This is a genomic window from Streptomyces sp. NPDC060194 (genome assembly GCF_042728285.1).
GTDB lineage: Bacteria > Actinomycetota > Actinomycetes > Streptomycetales > Streptomycetaceae > Streptomyces.
This window is the reverse complement of sequence record NZ_JBHWZH010000033.1, coordinates 21,854-38,227: the sequence shown is the minus strand read 5'-3', so window position 1 is coordinate 38,227 and position 16,374 is coordinate 21,854. Positions and strand designations below refer to the sequence as shown.

General features: G+C 72.2%; 17 protein-coding genes and 1 pseudogene. 10 read left to right on the top strand and 8 right to left on the bottom strand.

Going from position 1 to position 16,374, the window contains the following annotated elements:
• Positions 1–127 precede the first annotated feature (127 nt).
• Positions 128–571 (bottom strand): methylmalonyl-CoA epimerase, encoded by a 444-nt coding sequence (gene mce / locus ACFWEG_RS10230; RefSeq protein ID WP_387211678.1) that lies wholly within the window; start codon positions 569–571, stop codon positions 128–130.
• Between the two features lie 138 nt (positions 572–709).
• Here mce and ACFWEG_RS10225 point away from each other — a divergent pair, with 138 nt between their 5' ends.
• On the top strand, positions 710–1,918 hold the full coding sequence (locus ACFWEG_RS10225) for an acetyl-CoA C-acetyltransferase (RefSeq protein WP_387211675.1): 1,209 nt from the start codon (positions 710–712) through the stop codon (positions 1,916–1,918).
• 35 nt (positions 1,919–1,953) lie between these two features.
• Complete coding sequence (gene meaB, locus ACFWEG_RS10220) at positions 1,954–2,919, top strand: methylmalonyl Co-A mutase-associated GTPase MeaB (protein ID WP_387211672.1); 966 nt, start codon at positions 1,954–1,956, stop codon at positions 2,917–2,919.
• A gap of 66 nt (positions 2,920–2,985) precedes the next feature.
• On the opposite strand, the gene ACFWEG_RS10215 is transcribed toward meaB, so the two are convergent.
• The 5 genes from ACFWEG_RS10215 to ACFWEG_RS10195 all read right to left on the bottom strand — a co-directional run bounded on the left by ACFWEG_RS10215 (position 2,986) and on the right by ACFWEG_RS10195 (position 6,417).
• Complete coding sequence (locus ACFWEG_RS10215; protein WP_387211669.1) at positions 2,986–4,686, bottom strand: methylmalonyl-CoA mutase; 1,701 nt, start codon at positions 4,684–4,686, stop codon at positions 2,986–2,988.
• Positions 4,687–4,780: 94 nt separating this feature from the next.
• Positions 4,781–5,110 (bottom strand): DUF3817 domain-containing protein, encoded by a 330-nt coding sequence (locus ACFWEG_RS10210; RefSeq protein WP_387211666.1) that lies wholly within the window; start codon positions 5,108–5,110, stop codon positions 4,781–4,783.
• Positions 5,111–5,168: 58 nt separating this feature from the next.
• The gene (locus ACFWEG_RS10205; protein ID WP_387211663.1) at positions 5,169–5,699 is read right to left on the bottom strand and encodes a MarR family winged helix-turn-helix transcriptional regulator; all 531 of its coding nucleotides are present in this window, start codon (positions 5,697–5,699) and stop codon (positions 5,169–5,171) included.
• Positions 5,700–5,782: 83 nt separating this feature from the next.
• Positions 5,783–6,076, bottom strand: coding sequence for an MTH1187 family thiamine-binding protein (locus ACFWEG_RS10200; RefSeq protein ID WP_387211660.1), 294 nt, complete (start codon positions 6,074–6,076; stop codon positions 5,783–5,785).
• Positions 6,073–6,417, bottom strand: coding sequence for a DUF3817 domain-containing protein (locus ACFWEG_RS10195; protein ID WP_387211657.1), 345 nt, complete (start codon positions 6,415–6,417; stop codon positions 6,073–6,075). Before ACFWEG_RS10195 ends, ACFWEG_RS10200 begins: the two co-directional genes overlap by 4 nt.
• Positions 6,418–6,568: 151 nt before the next feature.
• Here ACFWEG_RS10195 and ACFWEG_RS10190 point away from each other — a divergent pair, with 151 nt between their 5' ends.
• From ACFWEG_RS10190 to ACFWEG_RS10180, 3 genes are read left to right on the top strand one after another with little or no spacing between them, the layout of a single operon-like run.
• Positions 6,569–7,207 carry an AIM24 family protein gene (locus ACFWEG_RS10190; RefSeq protein ID WP_387211654.1) on the top strand — a complete coding sequence of 213 codons (639 nt, stop codon included), beginning with the start codon at positions 6,569–6,571 and terminating at the stop codon, positions 7,205–7,207.
• Positions 7,207–7,857: an AIM24 family protein gene (locus ACFWEG_RS10185; protein WP_387211651.1), complete on the top strand. Its 651-nt coding sequence runs from the start codon at positions 7,207–7,209 to the stop codon at positions 7,855–7,857. Before ACFWEG_RS10190 ends, ACFWEG_RS10185 begins: the two co-directional genes overlap by 1 nt.
• A 2-nt stretch (positions 7,858–7,859) precedes the next feature.
• The gene (locus ACFWEG_RS10180; protein ID WP_387211713.1) at positions 7,860–8,651 is read left to right on the top strand and encodes an AIM24 family protein; all 792 of its coding nucleotides are present in this window, start codon (positions 7,860–7,862) and stop codon (positions 8,649–8,651) included.
• 35 nt (positions 8,652–8,686) lie between these two features.
• Here ACFWEG_RS10180 and ACFWEG_RS10175 read toward each other — a convergent pair.
• Positions 8,687–9,909, bottom strand: a pseudogene (locus tag ACFWEG_RS10175) (RNA-guided endonuclease InsQ/TnpB family protein).
• 398 nt (positions 9,910–10,307) lie between these two features.
• Between ACFWEG_RS10175 and ACFWEG_RS10170 the strand changes: the two are divergent.
• Positions 10,308–10,817 (top strand): MarR family winged helix-turn-helix transcriptional regulator, encoded by a 510-nt coding sequence (locus ACFWEG_RS10170; protein ID WP_387211648.1) that lies wholly within the window; start codon positions 10,308–10,310, stop codon positions 10,815–10,817.
• A 99-nt stretch (positions 10,818–10,916) separates the two neighbouring features.
• Here ACFWEG_RS10170 and ACFWEG_RS10165 read toward each other — a convergent pair whose 3' ends face one another.
• Entirely contained in the window at positions 10,917–11,594 is a 678-nt protein-coding gene (locus ACFWEG_RS10165) for a PepSY domain-containing protein (protein ID WP_387211645.1), read from the bottom strand.
• A gap of 131 nt (positions 11,595–11,725) precedes the next feature.
• Between ACFWEG_RS10165 and ACFWEG_RS10160 the strand changes: the two genes are divergently transcribed.
• The 4 genes from ACFWEG_RS10160 (at position 11,726) to ACFWEG_RS10145 (ending at position 16,286) form a co-directional block, all read left to right on the top strand.
• Positions 11,726–12,397, top strand: coding sequence for a response regulator transcription factor (locus ACFWEG_RS10160; RefSeq protein ID WP_387211642.1), 672 nt, complete (start codon positions 11,726–11,728; stop codon positions 12,395–12,397).
• Positions 12,394–13,797 carry an ATP-binding protein gene (locus tag ACFWEG_RS10155; RefSeq protein WP_387211639.1) on the top strand — a complete coding sequence of 468 codons (1,404 nt, stop codon included), beginning with the start codon at positions 12,394–12,396 and terminating at the stop codon, positions 13,795–13,797. Before ACFWEG_RS10160 ends, ACFWEG_RS10155 begins: the two co-directional genes overlap by 4 nt.
• Positions 13,798–14,108: 311 nt before the next feature.
• Positions 14,109–15,083: a tetratricopeptide repeat protein gene (locus ACFWEG_RS10150; protein WP_387211636.1), complete on the top strand. Its 975-nt coding sequence runs from the start codon at positions 14,109–14,111 to the stop codon at positions 15,081–15,083.
• A gap of 558 nt (positions 15,084–15,641) precedes the next feature.
• On the top strand, positions 15,642–16,286 hold the full coding sequence (locus ACFWEG_RS10145) for a DUF6230 family protein (RefSeq protein ID WP_387211633.1): 645 nt from the start codon (positions 15,642–15,644) through the stop codon (positions 16,284–16,286).
• Positions 16,287–16,374: the final 88 nt, after the last annotated feature.

The following is a 16,374-nucleotide window of genomic DNA, read 5'->3' as shown; positions in this document are numbered from 1 at the left end:
GGGGAATGGTGTCAGATCAACAGCGGGGCCACGGTCGCTACCCCGGCCCCTGTCCCCCCAGGAGTGCGTGCGCGCACCCCTGAACCCCGGCCGATGGTTCACTCTACCGGCCGTACCGGATACGGGCTCAGTGCTCCGCCCGCTCCGCGGCCGGGGCGGAGGTCACCAGCTCGGTGAGCACGCCGTGGCAGTCCTTGGGGTGCAGGAACGTGATCCGCGAGCCCATCGAGCCGATCCGCGGCTCGTCGTAGAGGACCCGTACGCCCTTGTCCCTGATGTCCGCCGCGTCCCCGTCGACGTCCCCGGTGCCGAAGGCGATGTGGTGCACGCCCTCGCCGTTCTTCGCCAGCCACTTGCCCACCGCGGAGTCCTCGCGGGTGGGCTCCAGGAGCTGGAGATAGGAGGCGCCGCCGTCGGAGGTGCCGCTGATCCTCAGCATGGCCTCGCGGACGCCCTGCTCCTCGTTGACCTCCGAGTGGTGCACCTCGAAGCCGTACGTCGCCCGGTAGAACTCGACGGTGCGGTCCAGGTCGAAGCAGGCGATCCCGATGTGGTCGATTCGTGTCAGCATTCCCACAGTGCAGCGCGGTGGACGGTGGTTACGCAACGTGCGCGCGATCACACCGTTCGGCGGGTGACGGGCTGGATACCGGTCAGTACATTGCGGATAACGCTCGTTCACACCCTCTCCCTCAAGGGGCCGTGTCTCATGTCTCGTTCGACCGGAACCACCACGTCAGTGATCGTCGCCGGCGCCCGCACGCCCATGGGCCGGCTGCTCGGCTCCCTGAAGTCGTTCTCGGGGGCCGACCTCGGCGGCATCGCCATCAAGGCCGCGCTGGAGCGGGCCGGGATCACCGGCGAGCAGGTGCAGTACGTGATCATGGGACAGGTGCTCCAGGCCGGTGCGGGCCAGATCCCCGCCCGCCAGGCGGCCGTGAAGGCCGGCATCCCGATGGACGTCCCGGCGCTGACGATCAACAAGGTGTGCCTCTCCGGGCTCGACGCGGTGGCCCTCGCCGACCAGCTGATCCGCGCGGGCGAGTTCGACATCGTGGTCGCCGGTGGCCAGGAGTCCATGACCAACGCCCCGCACCTGCTGCCGAAGTCCCGCGAGGGCTACAAGTACGGCGCGATCGAGATGCTCGACTCGATGGCCTTCGACGGGCTCACCGACTCCTTCGAGAACATCCCCATGGGCGAGTCGACCGAGAACCACAACACCCGCCTCGGCATCGAGCGCCCCGCGCAGGACGCGTTCGCCGCAGCCTCGCACCAGAAGGCCGCCGCCGCGCAGAAGAACGGCCTGTTCGACGCCGAGATCGTCCCGGTGCCGATCCCGCAGCGCAAGGGCGACCCGGTCCTCTTCGCCGCCGACGAGGGCATCCGCGCCGACACCACCGCGGAGTCCCTGGCCAAGCTCCGCCCGGCCTTCGCCAAGGACGGCACCATCACCGCCGGCTCCGCCTCGCAGATCTCCGACGGCGGTGCGGCCGTCGTCGTCATGAGCAAGGCCAAGGCCGAGGAGCTGGGCCTGACCTGGATCGCCGAGATCGGCGCGCACGGCAACGTCGCGGGCCCCGACAACTCGCTGCAGTCGCAGCCCTCCAACGCGATCAACCACGCGCTGAAGAAGGAGGGCATCGGCGTCGACGACCTCGACCTCGTCGAGATCAACGAGGCCTTCGCCGCGGTCGGCCTGCAGTCGATCGACGACCTCGGCATCGACCCCGCCAAGGTCAACGTCAACGGCGGCGCGATCGCGCTGGGCCACCCCATCGGCATGTCCGGCGCGCGCCTCGTCCTGCACCTCGCCCTGGAGCTCCAGCGGCGCGGGGGCGGCACCGGTGCGGCGGCGCTGTGCGGGGGCGGCGGTCAGGGCGACGCGCTGATCCTGCGGGTGCCGGCCGCGGGCTGATCACACCGGTTGTCGGCACTGCGAACGGAGCTCTGATGGTGGACGTCCCCGAACTGGTCGCGCAGGCGCGGGAGGGCCGGCCGCGTGCGGTCGCCCGGCTGATCTCCCTCGTCGAGGGGGCGTCCCCGCAGCTCCGGGAGGTGATGGCGGCGCTCGCCCCGCTCACCGGCGGGGCCTACGTCGTCGGCCTCACCGGCTCGCCCGGGGTGGGGAAGTCGACGTGCACCTCCGCGCTCGTCTCCGCGTACCGGCGGGCGGGCAAGCGGGTCGGCGTCCTGGCCGTCGACCCGTCCTCGCCGTTCTCCGGCGGGGCGCTGCTCGGCGACCGGGTGCGGATGAGCGACCACGCCTCCGACCCCGGCGTCTACATCCGCTCCATGGCCACCCGAGGCCATCTCGGCGGGCTCGCCTGGGCCGCGCCCCAGGCCATCCGCGTCCTCGACGCGGCCGGCTGCGACGTCGTCCTCGTCGAGACGGTCGGGGTCGGGCAGTCCGAGGTCGAGATCGCCTCGCAGGCCGACACCAGCATGGTCCTGCTCGCCCCCGGCATGGGCGACGGCATCCAGGCGGCGAAGGCGGGGATCCTGGAGATCGGCGACCTCTACGTCGTCAACAAGGCGGACCGCGACGGGGCGGACGCGACCGCGCGCGAGCTGCACCACATGCTCGGGCTCGCGGAGTCCCGCGGGCCCGGGAACTGGCGTCCGCCCGTCGTCAAGACCGTCGCCGCGCGGGGGGTGGGCGTGGACGAGGTCGTCGAGGCGCTCGAGAAGCACCGCGCCTGGATGGACGAGCGGGGGGTGCTCGCCGACCGCCGCACCGCCCGCGCGGCGCGCGAGGTCGAGACGATCGCCGTCACGTCCCTGCGGGAACGCATCGCCGACCTCCGTGGCGACCGGCGGCTCGACGCGCTCGCCGCGCGGGTCGCCTCCGGGTCCCTCGACCCCTACGCGGCGGCGGACGAACTCCTGGCCGGCCTCGGCCAGGACCCGGCCGCCTGACGCCCCCCTGCGGGTGGTGCGGGCCGCGAGGCGCGGTACGGGGGTGCGGGGCGGAGCCCCCGCACCTCAGAAGCCGGGGGGTTCGGTGTAGGTGCCCCATTCGTCGCGGAGCGCGTCGCAGATCTCGCCGAGGGTGGCCTCCGCACGGACCGCGTCCAGCATGGGGGCGATCATGTTGGCGCCGGAACGCGCCGCGGTGAGCATCTCGGCGAGCGCCGCACGGACGCGCGCGTCGTCGCGGGACGACCGCCGCGCGGCCAGCTCGCGGACCTGCTCCCGCTCCACCTCGTGCGAGACCCGCAGGATCTCCAGGTCCCCGGTCACGGACCCGTGGTGGACGTTGACGCCGACGACCCGCTTGTCGCCCTTCTCCACCGCCCGCTGGTACTGGAACGCCGCCTCGGCGATCTCCCCGGTGAACCACCCGTCCTCGATCCCCCGCAGGATCCCGGACGTCATCGGCCCGATCGGGTGCCGCCCGTCCGGATGCGCCCGCAGCCCGCGCTCCCGGATCCGCTCGAAGACCGCCTCCGCCTCCGCCTCGATCCGGTCGGTCAGCTGCTCGACGTACCAGGACCCGCCGAGCGGGTCGGCGACGTTGACGACCCCGGTCTCCTCCATGAGCACCTGCTGCGTCCGCAGCGCGATCTCCGCCGCCTGCTCCGACGGCAGCGCGAGCGTCTCGTCCAGCGCGTTGGTGTGCAGCGAGTTCGTGCCCCCCAGCACCGCGGCGAGCGCCTCGACCGCCGTGCGGACGACGTTGTTGTACGGCTGCTGCGCGGTGAGCGAGACCCCGGCCGTCTGCGTGTGGAACCGCAGCCAGCGCGCCTTCTCGGTGCGCGCCCCGTAGACCTCCGTCATCCACCGCGCCCAGATCCGCCGCGCCGCGCGGAACTTGGCGATCTCCTCGAAGAAGTCGACGTGCGCGTCGAAGAAGAACGAGAGCCCCGGCGCGAAGACGTCGACGTCGAGCCCGCGCGAGAGGCCGAGCTCCACGTACCCGAACCCGTCGGCGAGGGTGTACGCGAGCTCCTGCGCGGCCGTGGAGCCGGCCTCGCGGATGTGGTAGCCGGAGACGGACAGCGGCTTGTACGCGGGGATGTCGCGCGCGCAGTGCTCCATCAGGTCGCCGATCAGCCGCAGGTGCGGCTCGGGCTCGAAGAGCCACTCCTTCTGGGCGATGTACTCCTTGAAGATGTCCGTCTGCAGCGTGCCGTTGAGCGACGCCGGGTCGACGCCCTGCCGCTCGGCGGCGACCAGGTACATGCAGAAGACGGGGACGGCCGGCCCGCTGATCGTCATCGACGTGGTGACGTCCCCGAGCGGGATGCCCTCGAACAGCACCTCCATGTCCGCCGCGGAGTCGATCGCCACCCCGCAGTGCCCGACCTCGCCGAGCGCGCGCGGGTCGTCGGAGTCGCGCCCCATGAGCGTCGGCATGTCGAAGGCGACGGAGAGCCCGCCGCCGCCGTTGGCGAGGATCTGCCGGTAGCGCTCGTTGGTCTGCCGCGCGTTGCCGAAGCCGGCGAACTGCCGGATGGTCCAGGTGCGGCCGCGATAGCCGGTCGCGTGCAGCCCGCGGGTGTACGGGTACTCGCCCGGCCAGCCGATCCGCTCGAAGCCCTCGTACACGTCCCCGGGCCGGGGCCCGTACACCGGCTCGACCGGGTCGCCGGAGAGCGTGGTGAAGTCGGCCTCCCGCTTGCGCGAGGCGTCGTACCGGGCCTGCCAGCGTGCGCGGCCCTCTGCGATGGCGTCAGCGTCCATACCCACGAATTTACTAGGACGTCCTAGTATTTGTCGATGACGAAACGCCCGGCACAGTGGTGACGGGCGTTCGACGTGCTCGGTGCTCCGGCGGCTACGCCTTCACGGCCGCCGGGCGCGAACCGCCGGCCAGCAGCGGCCGGACCTCGCGGGTGATCCGCGGCTCGACGAAGAACGACGCGAAGGGGATGCAGCCCACCGCGAGCACCCACAGGAGCTTCCCGAACGGCCACTTCGCCTTGGAGCCGAGGTCGAACGCGAAGACCACGTAGACGATGTAGAGCACACCGTGGATCTGGGAGATCACCATGGTGTCCCCGGTATCGAACCCGTACTTGGCGATGATCGCCACGGTGAACACCAGCAGCCACACCGCGGTGATGTACGCCATGACGCGGTAGCGGTTCAGAACACTCGGCTTCATGCCGTCGAGCGTAACCACCCGTTCCGGGCGGATCGGCCCCGGGGGGCGGTGACGTCGGTTACTCCGCCGCGCCCGCGCCCCGGGAGTCGTCGAAGTCCTGCGCGGCGACCCGCAGCGGCCGCAGCAGGGCGAAGATCTCGCCGCACTCCTCCGCGTCGTACACGCCGAGCCCGAAGTCCATCGCCATCAGGTCGCGGGTGGCCGCGTCCACCACCTCGCGGCCCCTGGCGGTGATCGAGGCGAGCGTGCCGCGGCCGTCGTTGGGGTTGGGGCGCTTGGCGACGAGGCCGGAGCGCACCAGCCGGTCGACGGTGTTGGTGACCGAGGTCGGGTGGACCATCAGCCGCTCGCCGATCTTGGACATCGGCAGCTCGCCGGCCTGCGAGAACGTCAGCAGCACCAGCGCCTCGTAGCGCGCGAAGGTCAGCCCGTACGGCTTGACGACCGCGTCGACCTCGGCGAGGAGGATCTGGTGCGCGCGCATGATCGAGGTGATCGCGCCCATCGACGGGACGCTGCCCCAGCGCTGCTTCCAGAGCTCGTCGGCGCGCGCGATGGGGTCGAAGGCAAGACTGAGCGGCTTCGGCACGGCACCGACCTTACCGGGCGGTCACATACCGGTCAGCTCCGTCTCGCGTTTCGGTCAGGCCCTGGCCAGAGGTGTGCGCCCGCTCATTCCGCGAGGTGCCGTTCGACGGTCGCCACCTTCGACGTCAGCCCGTCGGTGGTCCCCGGTCGGATGTCGGCCTTCAGCACCAGCGAGACGCGCGGGGCGCGCGCCTCGACCGCGGCGACGGCCCGGCGCACGACGTCCATGCACTCCTCCCACTCGCCCTCGACGCTCGTGAACATCGCGTCCGTGCGGTGCGGCAGCCCGGACTCGCGCACCACGCGCACGGCGTCGGCGACGTACGCGCCCACGTCCTCGCCGACGCCGAGCGGGGTGACGGAGAAGGCGACGATCACGCGCCGACCACGTCCTGCTTGCGGGCGCGGGAGGCGACGACGGCGTCGTCGGCGTCGCGCTTCAGGCGGCGCTCCAGCGCGAAGCCGCCGAAGGGGAGCACCGAGAGGACGAAGTACCAGGCGGCGGTCGTCAGCGCCCACTTCGCCCGGCGCCAGGCGTCCGCCCACAGCACCACGAAGACCACGAACAGCACGCCGTGGATCGCCCCCATGACCGGGACGGCGTTGAAGTCGGTGGTCCGCTTGAGGACCGAGCACACCAGGAGCAGCAGGAACGAGACCGCCTCCGGTGCGGAGACCAGGCGGAGGCGGTGGATGGCGGAGGCGGTCGAGAGGTCCACGGGGGCTACCTTCGGGCTCGGGATCTTGTGAACGGACGCACAAGCGTGCGGCCCCATTGTGGCAGCCGCTTTGCCGCGCCTTGACCCGGGGGCCGTCCGCACGGAGGCGGACCCCTGTCCGCGCGGCCGTTCCGCCCGCTACCGTCACCGCGTGGCTCAATTCCGACTGCAAGGCAGCAAGGTGCTCGCCGTAGACATGGCCGGCGACGCGGTGAAGGCGAAGAACGGCGCGATGGTGGCCTACGACGGCCAGGTCGCGTTCAAGAAGCTGTCCGGCGGGGGTGACGGGCTGCGGGGGATGGTGACCCGCCGGCTGACCGGGGAGCAGATGGAGGTGATGGAGGTGAAGGGGCACGGGACCTGCTGGTTCGCGGACCGGGCGAGCGAGATCAACCTGGTGAACCTCCAGGGCGACACCCTCTTCGTGGAGGCCAGCAACCTCCTGTGCACGGACGCCGGGCTGCGCACCGGCACCACGTTCACCGGCCTGCGCGGCGGGGCGACCGGCGGCGGCCTGTTCACCACGACCGTGGAGGGCCACGGCCAGGCCGCGCTGACCTCCGACGGGCCCGCCGTCGTGCTCCGGGTCTCCCCCCAGTACCCGCTCCAGGTCGACCCCGGCGCGTACATCGCCCACCAGGGCCGGCTCCAGCAGCACTTCCAGTCCGGCGTGAACTTCCGCACCTTCATCGGCGAGGGCTCGGGCGAGGCCTTCCAGATCCGCTTCGAGGGCGACGGGCTCGTCTACGTCCAGCCCTCGGAGCGCAACACGATCGGGGGCGACGTCTGATGCCGTTCCGCGAGATCAACTCGAAGATGGTCGAGGCGACCGTCGTGCCGGGGCAGCGGATGTTCAGCCAGCGCGGGGCGATGATCGCCTACCGCGGCGAGGTGTCCTTCACGCCCAACATGCAGGGCGGCCAGGGCGGCATCGGCTCGATGATCGGCCGCCGGGTGGCCAACGAGACCACCCCGCTGATGACCGTCGAGGGCAGCGGCACGGTGATGTTCGGCCACGGCGGCCACCACATCCAGGTCATCCAGCTCGCCGGCGACACCCTCTACGTCGAGGCCGACCGGCTGCTCGCCTTCGACGGCACCCTCCAGCAGGGCACCATGTTCATGGGCTCGCAGGGCGGCGTGATGGGCATGGTCCGCGGCCAGGTCACCGGCCAGGGGCTGTTCACCACCACCCTCAAGGGCCACGGCGCGGTCGCCGTCATGGCGCACGGCGGCGTCATCGAGCTGCCGATCACCCCGCAGCGCCCCGTCCACGTCGACCCCCAGGCGTACGTCGCCCACCACGGCGACGTCCGCAACAAACTCTCCACCGCGCTCGGCTGGCGCGACATGGTCGGCCGCGGCTCCGGCGAGGCGTTCCAACTCGAACTCTCCGGCAACGGCGCGGTCTACGTCCAGGCTTCGGAGGACAGGCTGTGAGCATCCCGACCGGGCCCGGTGGGCCGCAGGTGTTCGATCCGTACACGTTGCCGTCGGACGACAACGTCAACGCGTACACGTTCTGTGTGGAGCTCAAGGGGCAGTGGTTTCTGCAGAAGGGGAAGATGATCGCCTACTACGGGCGGATCGACTTCTCCGGCTTCGGGCACGGGCGGTTCGAGGGGCTGATGCGGTCCAGCTTCCACTCGCCGATGCACGCGGGGGACTGGGTGGTGGCCGAGGGGCAGGGCAAGATGCTGCTCGCCGACCGCGCCTTCGACGTCAACTCCTACGACCTGGAGGACGGCAACCTCACCATCCGGTCGGGGAACCTGCTGGCGTTCCAGCCCTCGCTCTCGCTGAAGCAGTCGATCGTGCCGGGCTTCCTGACGCTGATCGGCACGGGGAAGTTCGTCGCGGCGTCGAACGGTCCGGTGGTGTTCATGGAGCCGCCGCTGCGGGTGGACCCGCAGGCGCTGGTCGGCTGGGCGGACTGCCCCTCGCCGTGCCACCACTACGACCACGGCTACATGCGGGGCGTGCTCGGCGGGCTGCGGACGATGGCGGGGATCGGCGGGGCGTCCGGCGAGGAGCACCAGTTCGAGTTCGTCGGCGCCGGGACGGTGCTCGTCCAGTCCACCGAGGTGCTGATGCCCGACCTCGCCACCGGCGCCGTTCCGCACCAGGCGGGGGTTCCCGGCGGCGGCCCCGGGCACGGAGTGCCAGGTCAGCCCTCGGGCCTGCCGAGGGCCCCGGGACAACTGGGGGACCTCCAACGTCGCTTCGGTTTTTGACATCCTCCCCTCCCTGGAGGGTGGGGATTCCTGGCTCAGGCCGCCTCCGGGAGCGGCGCTCCCGGAGGTCTTCCGCCATCGGCACCAGCCGGGTCGAGACCAGCCCGGACGAGCATCACGCGGGCGGAGTTCTTGTCCCTGGGGGACGAGGCTCCGCACGCGGTGCACGTGTACGTTCGTTCGGAGAGGGGGAGTGCGTGCTTGGTTCTCGCACCGCACCGTGCGCAGTCCATCGTGGTGTGGGCCGGGTGCACGAGGTGCACGATGCGGCCGTGCTTGCGGGCCATCTCGGTCAGCGCGGTCTTGGTCGCGCCGATCGCCGCGTCGGCGGCCTTCCGGGCCATCGTGGACTTCGCGAGGAACCTGGGGCGAAAGTCCTCCACGGCGAGCTGGTCGAAGTCGCGCACGACCGCCTTGGCCCACTTGCGGGCGGTGTCCTGGCGTTGCCGGGCCACCTTCTTGTGGACCTTGGCCGCCGCGCGGGACGCGGCCCGGTAGCCCTTCGACGCCGCCTTGCCCGGCGCGGGCTTGCGGCGCGCCATCTGCCTGTGGTGCCGGGCGAGTCTCCGCGCAGCCGTCCTCCCGTGCTCCGGGTGGGGAAGGTCGTGGCGGTCGCTGGTGGTGGTGGCGGTCTCCTTGACACCCCAGTCGATGCCGATCGCCCGTCCTGTGGCGGGCAGTGGCTCGGCGGCGGTCTCGACGACGAACGAGGCGTACCAGTGGCCGATGCTGTCCCGGTACACCCGGACCGACGTCGGGTCCGCGGGCAGCTCGCGGGACCACACCACGGTCAAAACGATGCCGCCCGCGAGGCAGAGGCGGCTGTCCTTGATCCTGAAGCCCCGCCGCGTGTAGTTCATCGACGGCAACGCGTCGCGCTTGCGTTTGATGCGGGGCATCCCGGCGCGCTGCCGCACAGACAGCCCTGCCTTGATGTCCTTCAGCGCCTTGGCGCGGGAGGTGCCGAATTCGCGGATGGTCTGATGCTGTGGCACCGAAGCCCCAGCACGAAGCCATCCCATGGTGGCGCGGGCCTCGGTCAGCATCTTGTCGAGCTGAACCGGACCGCACGTCACCTTCTGTGTGGCACCCCTGTTCAGATCGTGGACCTTGCGGGACATGGCCACGCACTCGTTCCAGATCCACCGGCAGCGCGCCCACTCGGCGTCGAGGCGGCGAGAGCCGTGGACGAAACGCGGAGGCGGTAGGTATAGCGGGCGTACCCGACCCCCTCGACGACTCTCCGCAGTGACACCATCGCACTACGTTACTACGAGCACCGGGGCATGAACCATGAAGGGGCCCGCATCTCGCTCCGCCTGCCCATCGACCTCCACGCCTGACTCACCGCACAGACCAAGACGAACCGCCGGCCCCTCAACTCCGAGATCTTGCACGCATCGAGGGTGACTACCGCCCTGCCGCAGGGAAATCGAACAGCCCTGACGGTCATTCGGCCCCCGTTCCCGCCCTGTGGGCGCCCGATTCCCCCGGCCTGAGAGCCGGGGCATCCTCGGAGGCGTTCGGTGAGCGGTAGTGTGCGGGGTGTGACGTCGAACGTCTGAGCGTCTCGCGCGGTTCTGCCGTGCGGGGTGTGAGAGTCGTCGCATCCCCCACATTCGTTCACTATTCAACTTTTTAGGTAGAGTCGAATCCATGGAGACGGAAACCGCCACCGCAGCCGAAGCAGCAGTCGACCAGAACGACGTCCGCTGGCTCGCCGACGAGGAGCAATGCGCCTGGCGCACCTACCTCGACGTCAACCGGCTTCTGACGTACCAGATGGAGAAGGACCTCCAGCCCTTCGGTCTGACCATGAACGACTACGAGATCCTCGTCAACCTGTCCGAGGCCGCCGAGAAGCGGCTGCGGATGAGCGATCTCGCGAGCGCCACCCTCCAGTCCAAGAGCCGTCTCTCGCACCAGATCACCCGCATGGAGAACGCGGGCCTGGTCCGCCGCGAGAACTGCGAGTCGGACCGGCGCGGGCTCTACGCCGTGCTCACCGACGACGGCATGAGCACCATGCGCAGGGTCGCCCCCCACCACGTGGACTCGGTCCGCAGGCACTTCATCGACCTGCTGACCCCCCAGCAGCTGGCCGACCTCCGCACGGCGATGAAGCCGGTCGCGGACAACCTGCGCCAGGTGCGCGGGCGCGGCTGACGCGGGCGCGGCTCCTCCGCGCCCCGAACGAACGCACCTGGCCCCGGCTGCTGCAGCCGGGGCCAGGTGCGTGGGGGCGACGGGCGGGGCGGACGGCGGTCAGTCGTCGTCGGAGCCGTCGTCGTCGGCGTCGTCCTGGTCCGCCGGGGCGGCGGTGACGTCCGTCGCGTCGAGCGGGACCCGCCACTCCTGCTGCTCGCCGGCGGCGTTGGTGGTCTCGACGTGCCAGACGCGGTCCGGACCGTCGTCGTCCAGCTCGACCGCGGTGACGGCCGTCCCGTCCTTCGCGCCGGCGACCGCCTCGGCGGCCTCGGACGCGGTGGTGCCGGCGCCCTTCAGGGCGTCGCGGACGGCCTGCGCGCCGTCGTCGGAGTCGTCGTCCTTGTGGGTGCCGAGGACCTTGCCGTCGCCCGGGTCGACCTGGACGCTCGTCCAGCCGCCCTCGGCGCCCTCGCCGAGGATGTCGACGTCCCAGACGAGGTTGCCGTCGTCGGAGTCCAGCTCGGCGGAGACGGCGGCGCCGGGGGTGCCGGCGAGCGCCTTGGCGATCGCCTCGTCGACGGAGAGCTTCGCGGCCTTCGCCTGCGCGGCGTCGTCCTTCGCCTCCGCGGCCTCCTCCTTCGCGTCGTCGCCGTCGTCCTGCGCGTCCTCGCGGACCTGCACGCTGGACTTCTTCGCCGGGGCGTCGTCGTCCGAGCCGACGGCCACCGCCGTCGCCGTACCGCCGCCGATCAACGCGGCCGCGGCGACCGTGGCGATCACGAGATTGCGCTTCATGGGGGTTCCTCCCGAGGGTGGTGTCCGTTCGCCCTCCTTCCGAGGACGTCCACCACGCTGCACCCGCCGGCCTGAACCCCCGCTGAACCCACCTGAAGGCCGCTTCAGCTTCCGCCTGCCACCCTGGACGCATGCGTCTGTTGATCGTGGAGGACGAGAGGCGGCTGGCCCTGTCGCTGGCCAAGGGGCTCACGGCCGAGGGGTACGCCGTGGACGTCGTCCACGACGGCCTGGAGGGGCTGCACCGGGCGGGGCAGGAGCCGTACGACCTGGTCGTGCTCGACATCATGCTGCCCGGGATGAACGGCTACCGGGTCTGCGCGGCGCTCCGCGCGGCCGGCAACGACGTGCCGATCCTGATGCTCACCGCGAAGGACGGGGAGTACGACGAGGCCGAGGGGCTCGACACCGGGGCCGACGACTACCTCACCAAGCCGTTCTCGTACGTGGTGCTCGTCGCCCGGATCAAGGCGCTGCTGCGGCGGCGGGGCGCGGCCGGCGGGGCGTCGCCCGTCGTCACCGTCGCGGGGCTGCGGATCGACACCGGGGCGCGGCGGGTGCACCGCGGGGACGACGAGATCGTCCTCACGGCCAAGGAGTTCGCGGTCCTGGAGCAGCTCGCCGTGCGGGCCGGGGACGTCGTCTCCAAGGCCGAGATCCTGGAGCACGTCTGGGACTTCGCCTACGACGGCGACCCCAACATCGTCGAGGTCTACGTCAGCACCCTGCGCCGCAAGCTGGGCGCGGAGACCGTCGTCACCGTCCGCGGGGCGGGCTACCGGCTCTCCGCGAGGCCGTCGTGAGGCGGCCCCGGTTCGCCTCCGTACGGGCCAGGGCCACGCTCGGCGCGACCCTCGTCGTGGCCGTCGCGCTGCTCGCGGCGGGCGCGGCGGTGCTGCTGTCGCTGCGCGCGAACCTCATCGGGCAGGCCGACGCGCAGGCCGGCGCGGAGGCGAGCTCGGTGGGCCGGCAGATCGCCGGCGGCACCGCGTTCGACGCGCTGAGCCTGCCCGACACCGAGGACGCGCCCGTGCAGGTCGTCGATGCGGACGGGCGGGTGGTCGCGGTCGGCGAGGGGCTGGAGGCGATCTCGGGGACGGGGACGGACGCGGTGGAGCCGCAGGCGGTGCGGGGCGGGGGCGGCGGCGGGGACGGCGGGGACGGCGAGGGGGACGTGTCGGAGGACGTGGACCACGCGTCGGGGTCGGCGACGGTCGACGGGGACGACGAGGACTACCGGTTCGCGGCGGTCGAGGCGGAGAGCCCGGCGGGGGAGGAGTACACCGTGTACGCGGGGGCGCCGCTGTCGCCGGAGCAGAGCGCGGTGGCGACGGCCGCGACGGTGATGCTCATCGGGTTCCCCGTGCTGATCGGCGTCGTGGCCGGGGTGACGTGGCTGGTCACCCGGCGGGCGTTGAGGCCGGTCGAGGGGATCCGGGCGGAGATGGCCGCGATCACGGCGTCGCAGGATCTGGCCCGCCGGGTGCCGGAGCCGGCCTCGCACGACGAGGTCGCGCGGCTGGCGCGGACGACGAACGAGACGCTCGCGGCGCTCGAGTCGTCCGTGGAGCGGCAGCGGAGGTTCGTGGCGGACGCGTCGCACGAGTTGCGGTCGCCGATCGCGTCCTTGCGGACGCAGTTGGAGGTGGGCGCGGCGCATCCGGAGTTGCTCGACGTCGAGGGGGCGGTCGTCGACACGGTGCGGTTGCAGGCGTTGGCGGCGGACCTGCTGCTCCTTGCGCGGTTGGACGCGGGGGAGCGGCCGGTGCGCGGGCGGGTGGCGCTGGGTGAGCTGGTGCGGGAGGAGGTCGCGCAGCGGGGCGGCGGGGTGGGGGTGTCGGTCGCCGCGGAGGGGTTGGACGTGCGGGGGTCGCGGGGCCAGTTGGGGCGGGTGCTGGGGAACCTGCTCGACAACGCGGTCCGGCACGCGCGGGGTTCGGTGTCCGTCGAGGTCCGCCGCGACGGGGGGTGCGTCGTGCTCGCCGTCACCGACGACGGGCCGGGTGTTCCCGTCGCCGACCGGGAGCGGGTCTTCGAGCGGTTCGTGCGGCTCGACGACGCGCGCGCCCGTGACGACGGCGGGGCCGGGCTCGGGCTCGCCATCGCCCGTGACATCGCCGTCCGCCACGGCGGCACGCTCGCCCTCGACGCGCCCCCCTCCGGCGGTGCCCGCCTCACCCTCCGCCTCCCGGCGGCGGACTGACCCCGGGGCTCCGCCCCGGCTTTCTCGCCCCCACCCACCCCTTCCCCACGTCCCTCGGCGGGCGCCGTTCCGCCTGCCGGCGGGTACCGGGCTCCGCCCGGTGGCCTCAAGCGCCGGCCGGGCTGGAGCTCTTTGCCGGCTGGGGTGGGGTCGAGTGCGGCGCGGTGGCAATGTCGCCCACCTCGCTGTGCCCGGCGCATGCGACCGCACCCCGCACCCCGTTGTCCCCCGCCCCGCGGGGCGGGGGGTTCGGCGTTCACCCTGAGCGAGACGCGGGCGGCGCACGCCTCCGGAGGGGGGAGGATGTACGTATGCAGCCACGGAACATGTCCATGAGCGGAGTCGTCGACCTCGCCGCGGTGAAGGCCGCGGGCGAGGCCCGGCAGAAGGCGGAGGAGGCCCGCGCGGCCGCGGCGCGGGCGGGCGGGGGGCAGGCCGCGGGCGTCGCGCCCGCGAGCCTGGTGTTCGACGTCGACGAGGCCGGGTTCGAGCGCGACGTGCTCCAGCGCTCGACGGAGGTCCCGGTCGTCATCGACTTCTGGGCCGAGTGGTGCGAGCCGTGCAAGCAGCTCGGCCCGCTCCTGGAGCGCCTGACCGTCGAGTACAACGGCCGGATCGTCCTGGCGAAGGTCGACGTCGACGCCAACCAGATGCTGATGCAGCAGTTCGGCATCCAGGGCATCCCCGCGGTGTTCGCGGTGGTGGCCGGCCAGGCGCTGCCGCTGTTCCAGGGCGCGGCCCCGGAGGCCCAGATCCGGCAGACGCTGGACCAGCTCGTCCAGGTCGGCGAGGAGCGCTTCGGCCTGACGGGCATCGTCGTCGACCCCTCCGCACCGGCCGACGCACCCGCGGCGGAGGAGCCGCCGGGCCCGTACGACGCGCTCCTGGAGGCCGCGGTGCGCGCGCTGGACGCGGGCGACCTCGGCGGCGCGGTGCAGGCGTACCGGAACGTGCTGAGCGACGACCCGGGGAACAGCGAGGCCAAGCTCGGGCTCGCGCAGGCCGAGCTGCTCACCCGGGTGCGGGACCTCGACCCGCAGCAGGTGCGGACGGACGCCGCGGCGAAGCCGGCGGACGTGGCGGCGCAGATCGCGGCCGCGGACCTGGACCTGGTCGGCGGGCACGTCGAGGACGCCTTCGGCCGGCTGATCGAGACCGTGCGCCGGACGGCGGGCGACGAGCGGAACACCGTACGGCTGCGTCTGCTGGAGCTGTTCGAGGTCATCGGGTCGGACGACCCGCGGGTCACGGCCGCCCGCCAGGGCTTGGCGCGCGTCCTGTTCTGAGCCCCGCGCCACGGGCCCCCGCATCACAACCGCAAACACCGACGCGACCGCGCTTTACCGAAAATTGGTAGAGCGCGGTCGCGTGTTACTCGGAGTAAGTCGGAGTCGGTGGTCTGTCCCGTTCCGCCCCGTGATGCCCGCTGCCGTTGACGAGGTGTCCACACCGTCGGTGTCCGGTCGACCGCGCTCGGCACCGTACGCGTCGCCGTCCTGTTACCCCGGGGTAACGCGAAGTCTTGTGTACGGGCCACGAATGCACCACGATCGGCCGGGCCCGGTCCATCGGTGATGGTCTCCTCGGGCGGCCGGCGTCAGACGCGCTGGTCAGGGCAGGTGACGGCCGCCGCGGGGCGGGTCCTGCCCGAGGTGGCGCGGACGGCCGTCCGCGTGACCGGTGGTGGTCGCCCGGAGCGGGGACCGGCCGGCGGGGCGCGTCAGCGCGGCCTGCGGCGGACCCTTCCGGCGGCGCAGCGCTTCTCCGTCGCGGAGCGCGGGCGGTGCGCGCTCCGGCGGACCCGGCCCGGCTCCGCGGGAGACGTCCGGATGAGGAGGAAGGTCATGGAGTCCACGGCTCGGGGCGGGACGCGGTGGCGGCGGTTCGCCGTTGTGATGGTTCCCAGTGCGGCGGCCACCGCGGCGATCGGGGTCGCCCTGTCGCAGGGCGCGCTCGCCGCGTCGTTCAGCGTGTCGGGGCAGTCGTTCAAGGTGAGCACGCCCGAACTCGTCGGGAAGGGCTTCGTCCAGTACGGCGGGGTCGACACGGGCGTCGACCTGGACGGCAAGACGCAGAACCACCCGGTGGCCATCTCGGCCTTCAAGTCGGCGACGATCAAGAATCTTTGCCAGTCGGTGAGGACCCCGGTGCCGGGGCTCGGCGCGGTGTACCTGCGCCTGGAGGCCGGCGGGAAGGGCACGCCGGTCGCCGCGGACAACCTGTACATCGACGTCGCCCAGCTGGAGGCCGACGCCGAGTTCAGGAACATCGACATCGGCGTCGCCGCCGGATCGAGCACCAAGGGCCCCGGAGTGAAGCCGGACGAGGTGTCGAACAAGCGGGTCAACCCCAACGGCTTCGCCCAGCAGGCCGACGAGGCGGTGCTGAAGAAGGTCGAGCAGACCGCCTGGGCGACCTCCGCGGGCACGTTCAAGCTCAGCGGTCTGAGCATGAAGCTCGGCACCGACCCGAAGATGGAGTGCTTCTGACGCTCCCTCCGACGGGCGGCGGCCCCTCCCCCCTCGGCGGGGCCGCCCCCCCCCGCCGGGGGCTTATTAAAAAAAACGAGCCCACGAG

Bases quoted from the DNA above. Each gene is read 5' to 3' on its own strand.
- ACFWEG_RS10165 (WP_387211645.1), bottom strand. From the start codon at position 11,594: ATGAAGCGCAATCTCGTGATCGCCACGGTCGCCGCGGCCGCGTTGATC.
- ACFWEG_RS10210 (WP_387211666.1), bottom strand. From the start codon at position 5,110: ATGAAGCCGAGTGTTCTGAACCGCTACCGCGTCATGGCGTACATCACC.
- ACFWEG_RS10215 (WP_387211669.1), bottom strand. From the start codon at position 4,686: ATGGACGCTGACGCCATCGCAGAGGGCCGCGCACGCTGGCAGGCCCGG.
- ACFWEG_RS10150 (WP_387211636.1), top strand. From the start codon at position 14,109: ATGCAGCCACGGAACATGTCCATGAGCGGAGTCGTCGACCTCGCCGCG.
- ACFWEG_RS10185 (WP_387211651.1), top strand. From the start codon at position 7,207: ATGCCGTTCCGCGAGATCAACTCGAAGATGGTCGAGGCGACCGTCGTG.
- ACFWEG_RS10145 (WP_387211633.1), top strand. From the start codon at position 15,642: ATGGAGTCCACGGCTCGGGGCGGGACGCGGTGGCGGCGGTTCGCCGTT.
- ACFWEG_RS10225 (WP_387211675.1), top strand. From the start codon at position 710: ATGTCTCGTTCGACCGGAACCACCACGTCAGTGATCGTCGCCGGCGCC.
- meaB (WP_387211672.1), top strand. From the start codon at position 1,954: ATGGTGGACGTCCCCGAACTGGTCGCGCAGGCGCGGGAGGGCCGGCCG.
- ACFWEG_RS10160 (WP_387211642.1), top strand. From the start codon at position 11,726: ATGCGTCTGTTGATCGTGGAGGACGAGAGGCGGCTGGCCCTGTCGCTG.
- ACFWEG_RS10170 (WP_387211648.1), top strand. From the start codon at position 10,308: ATGGAGACGGAAACCGCCACCGCAGCCGAAGCAGCAGTCGACCAGAAC.
- mce (WP_387211678.1), bottom strand. From the start codon at position 571: ATGCTGACACGAATCGACCACATCGGGATCGCCTGCTTCGACCTGGAC.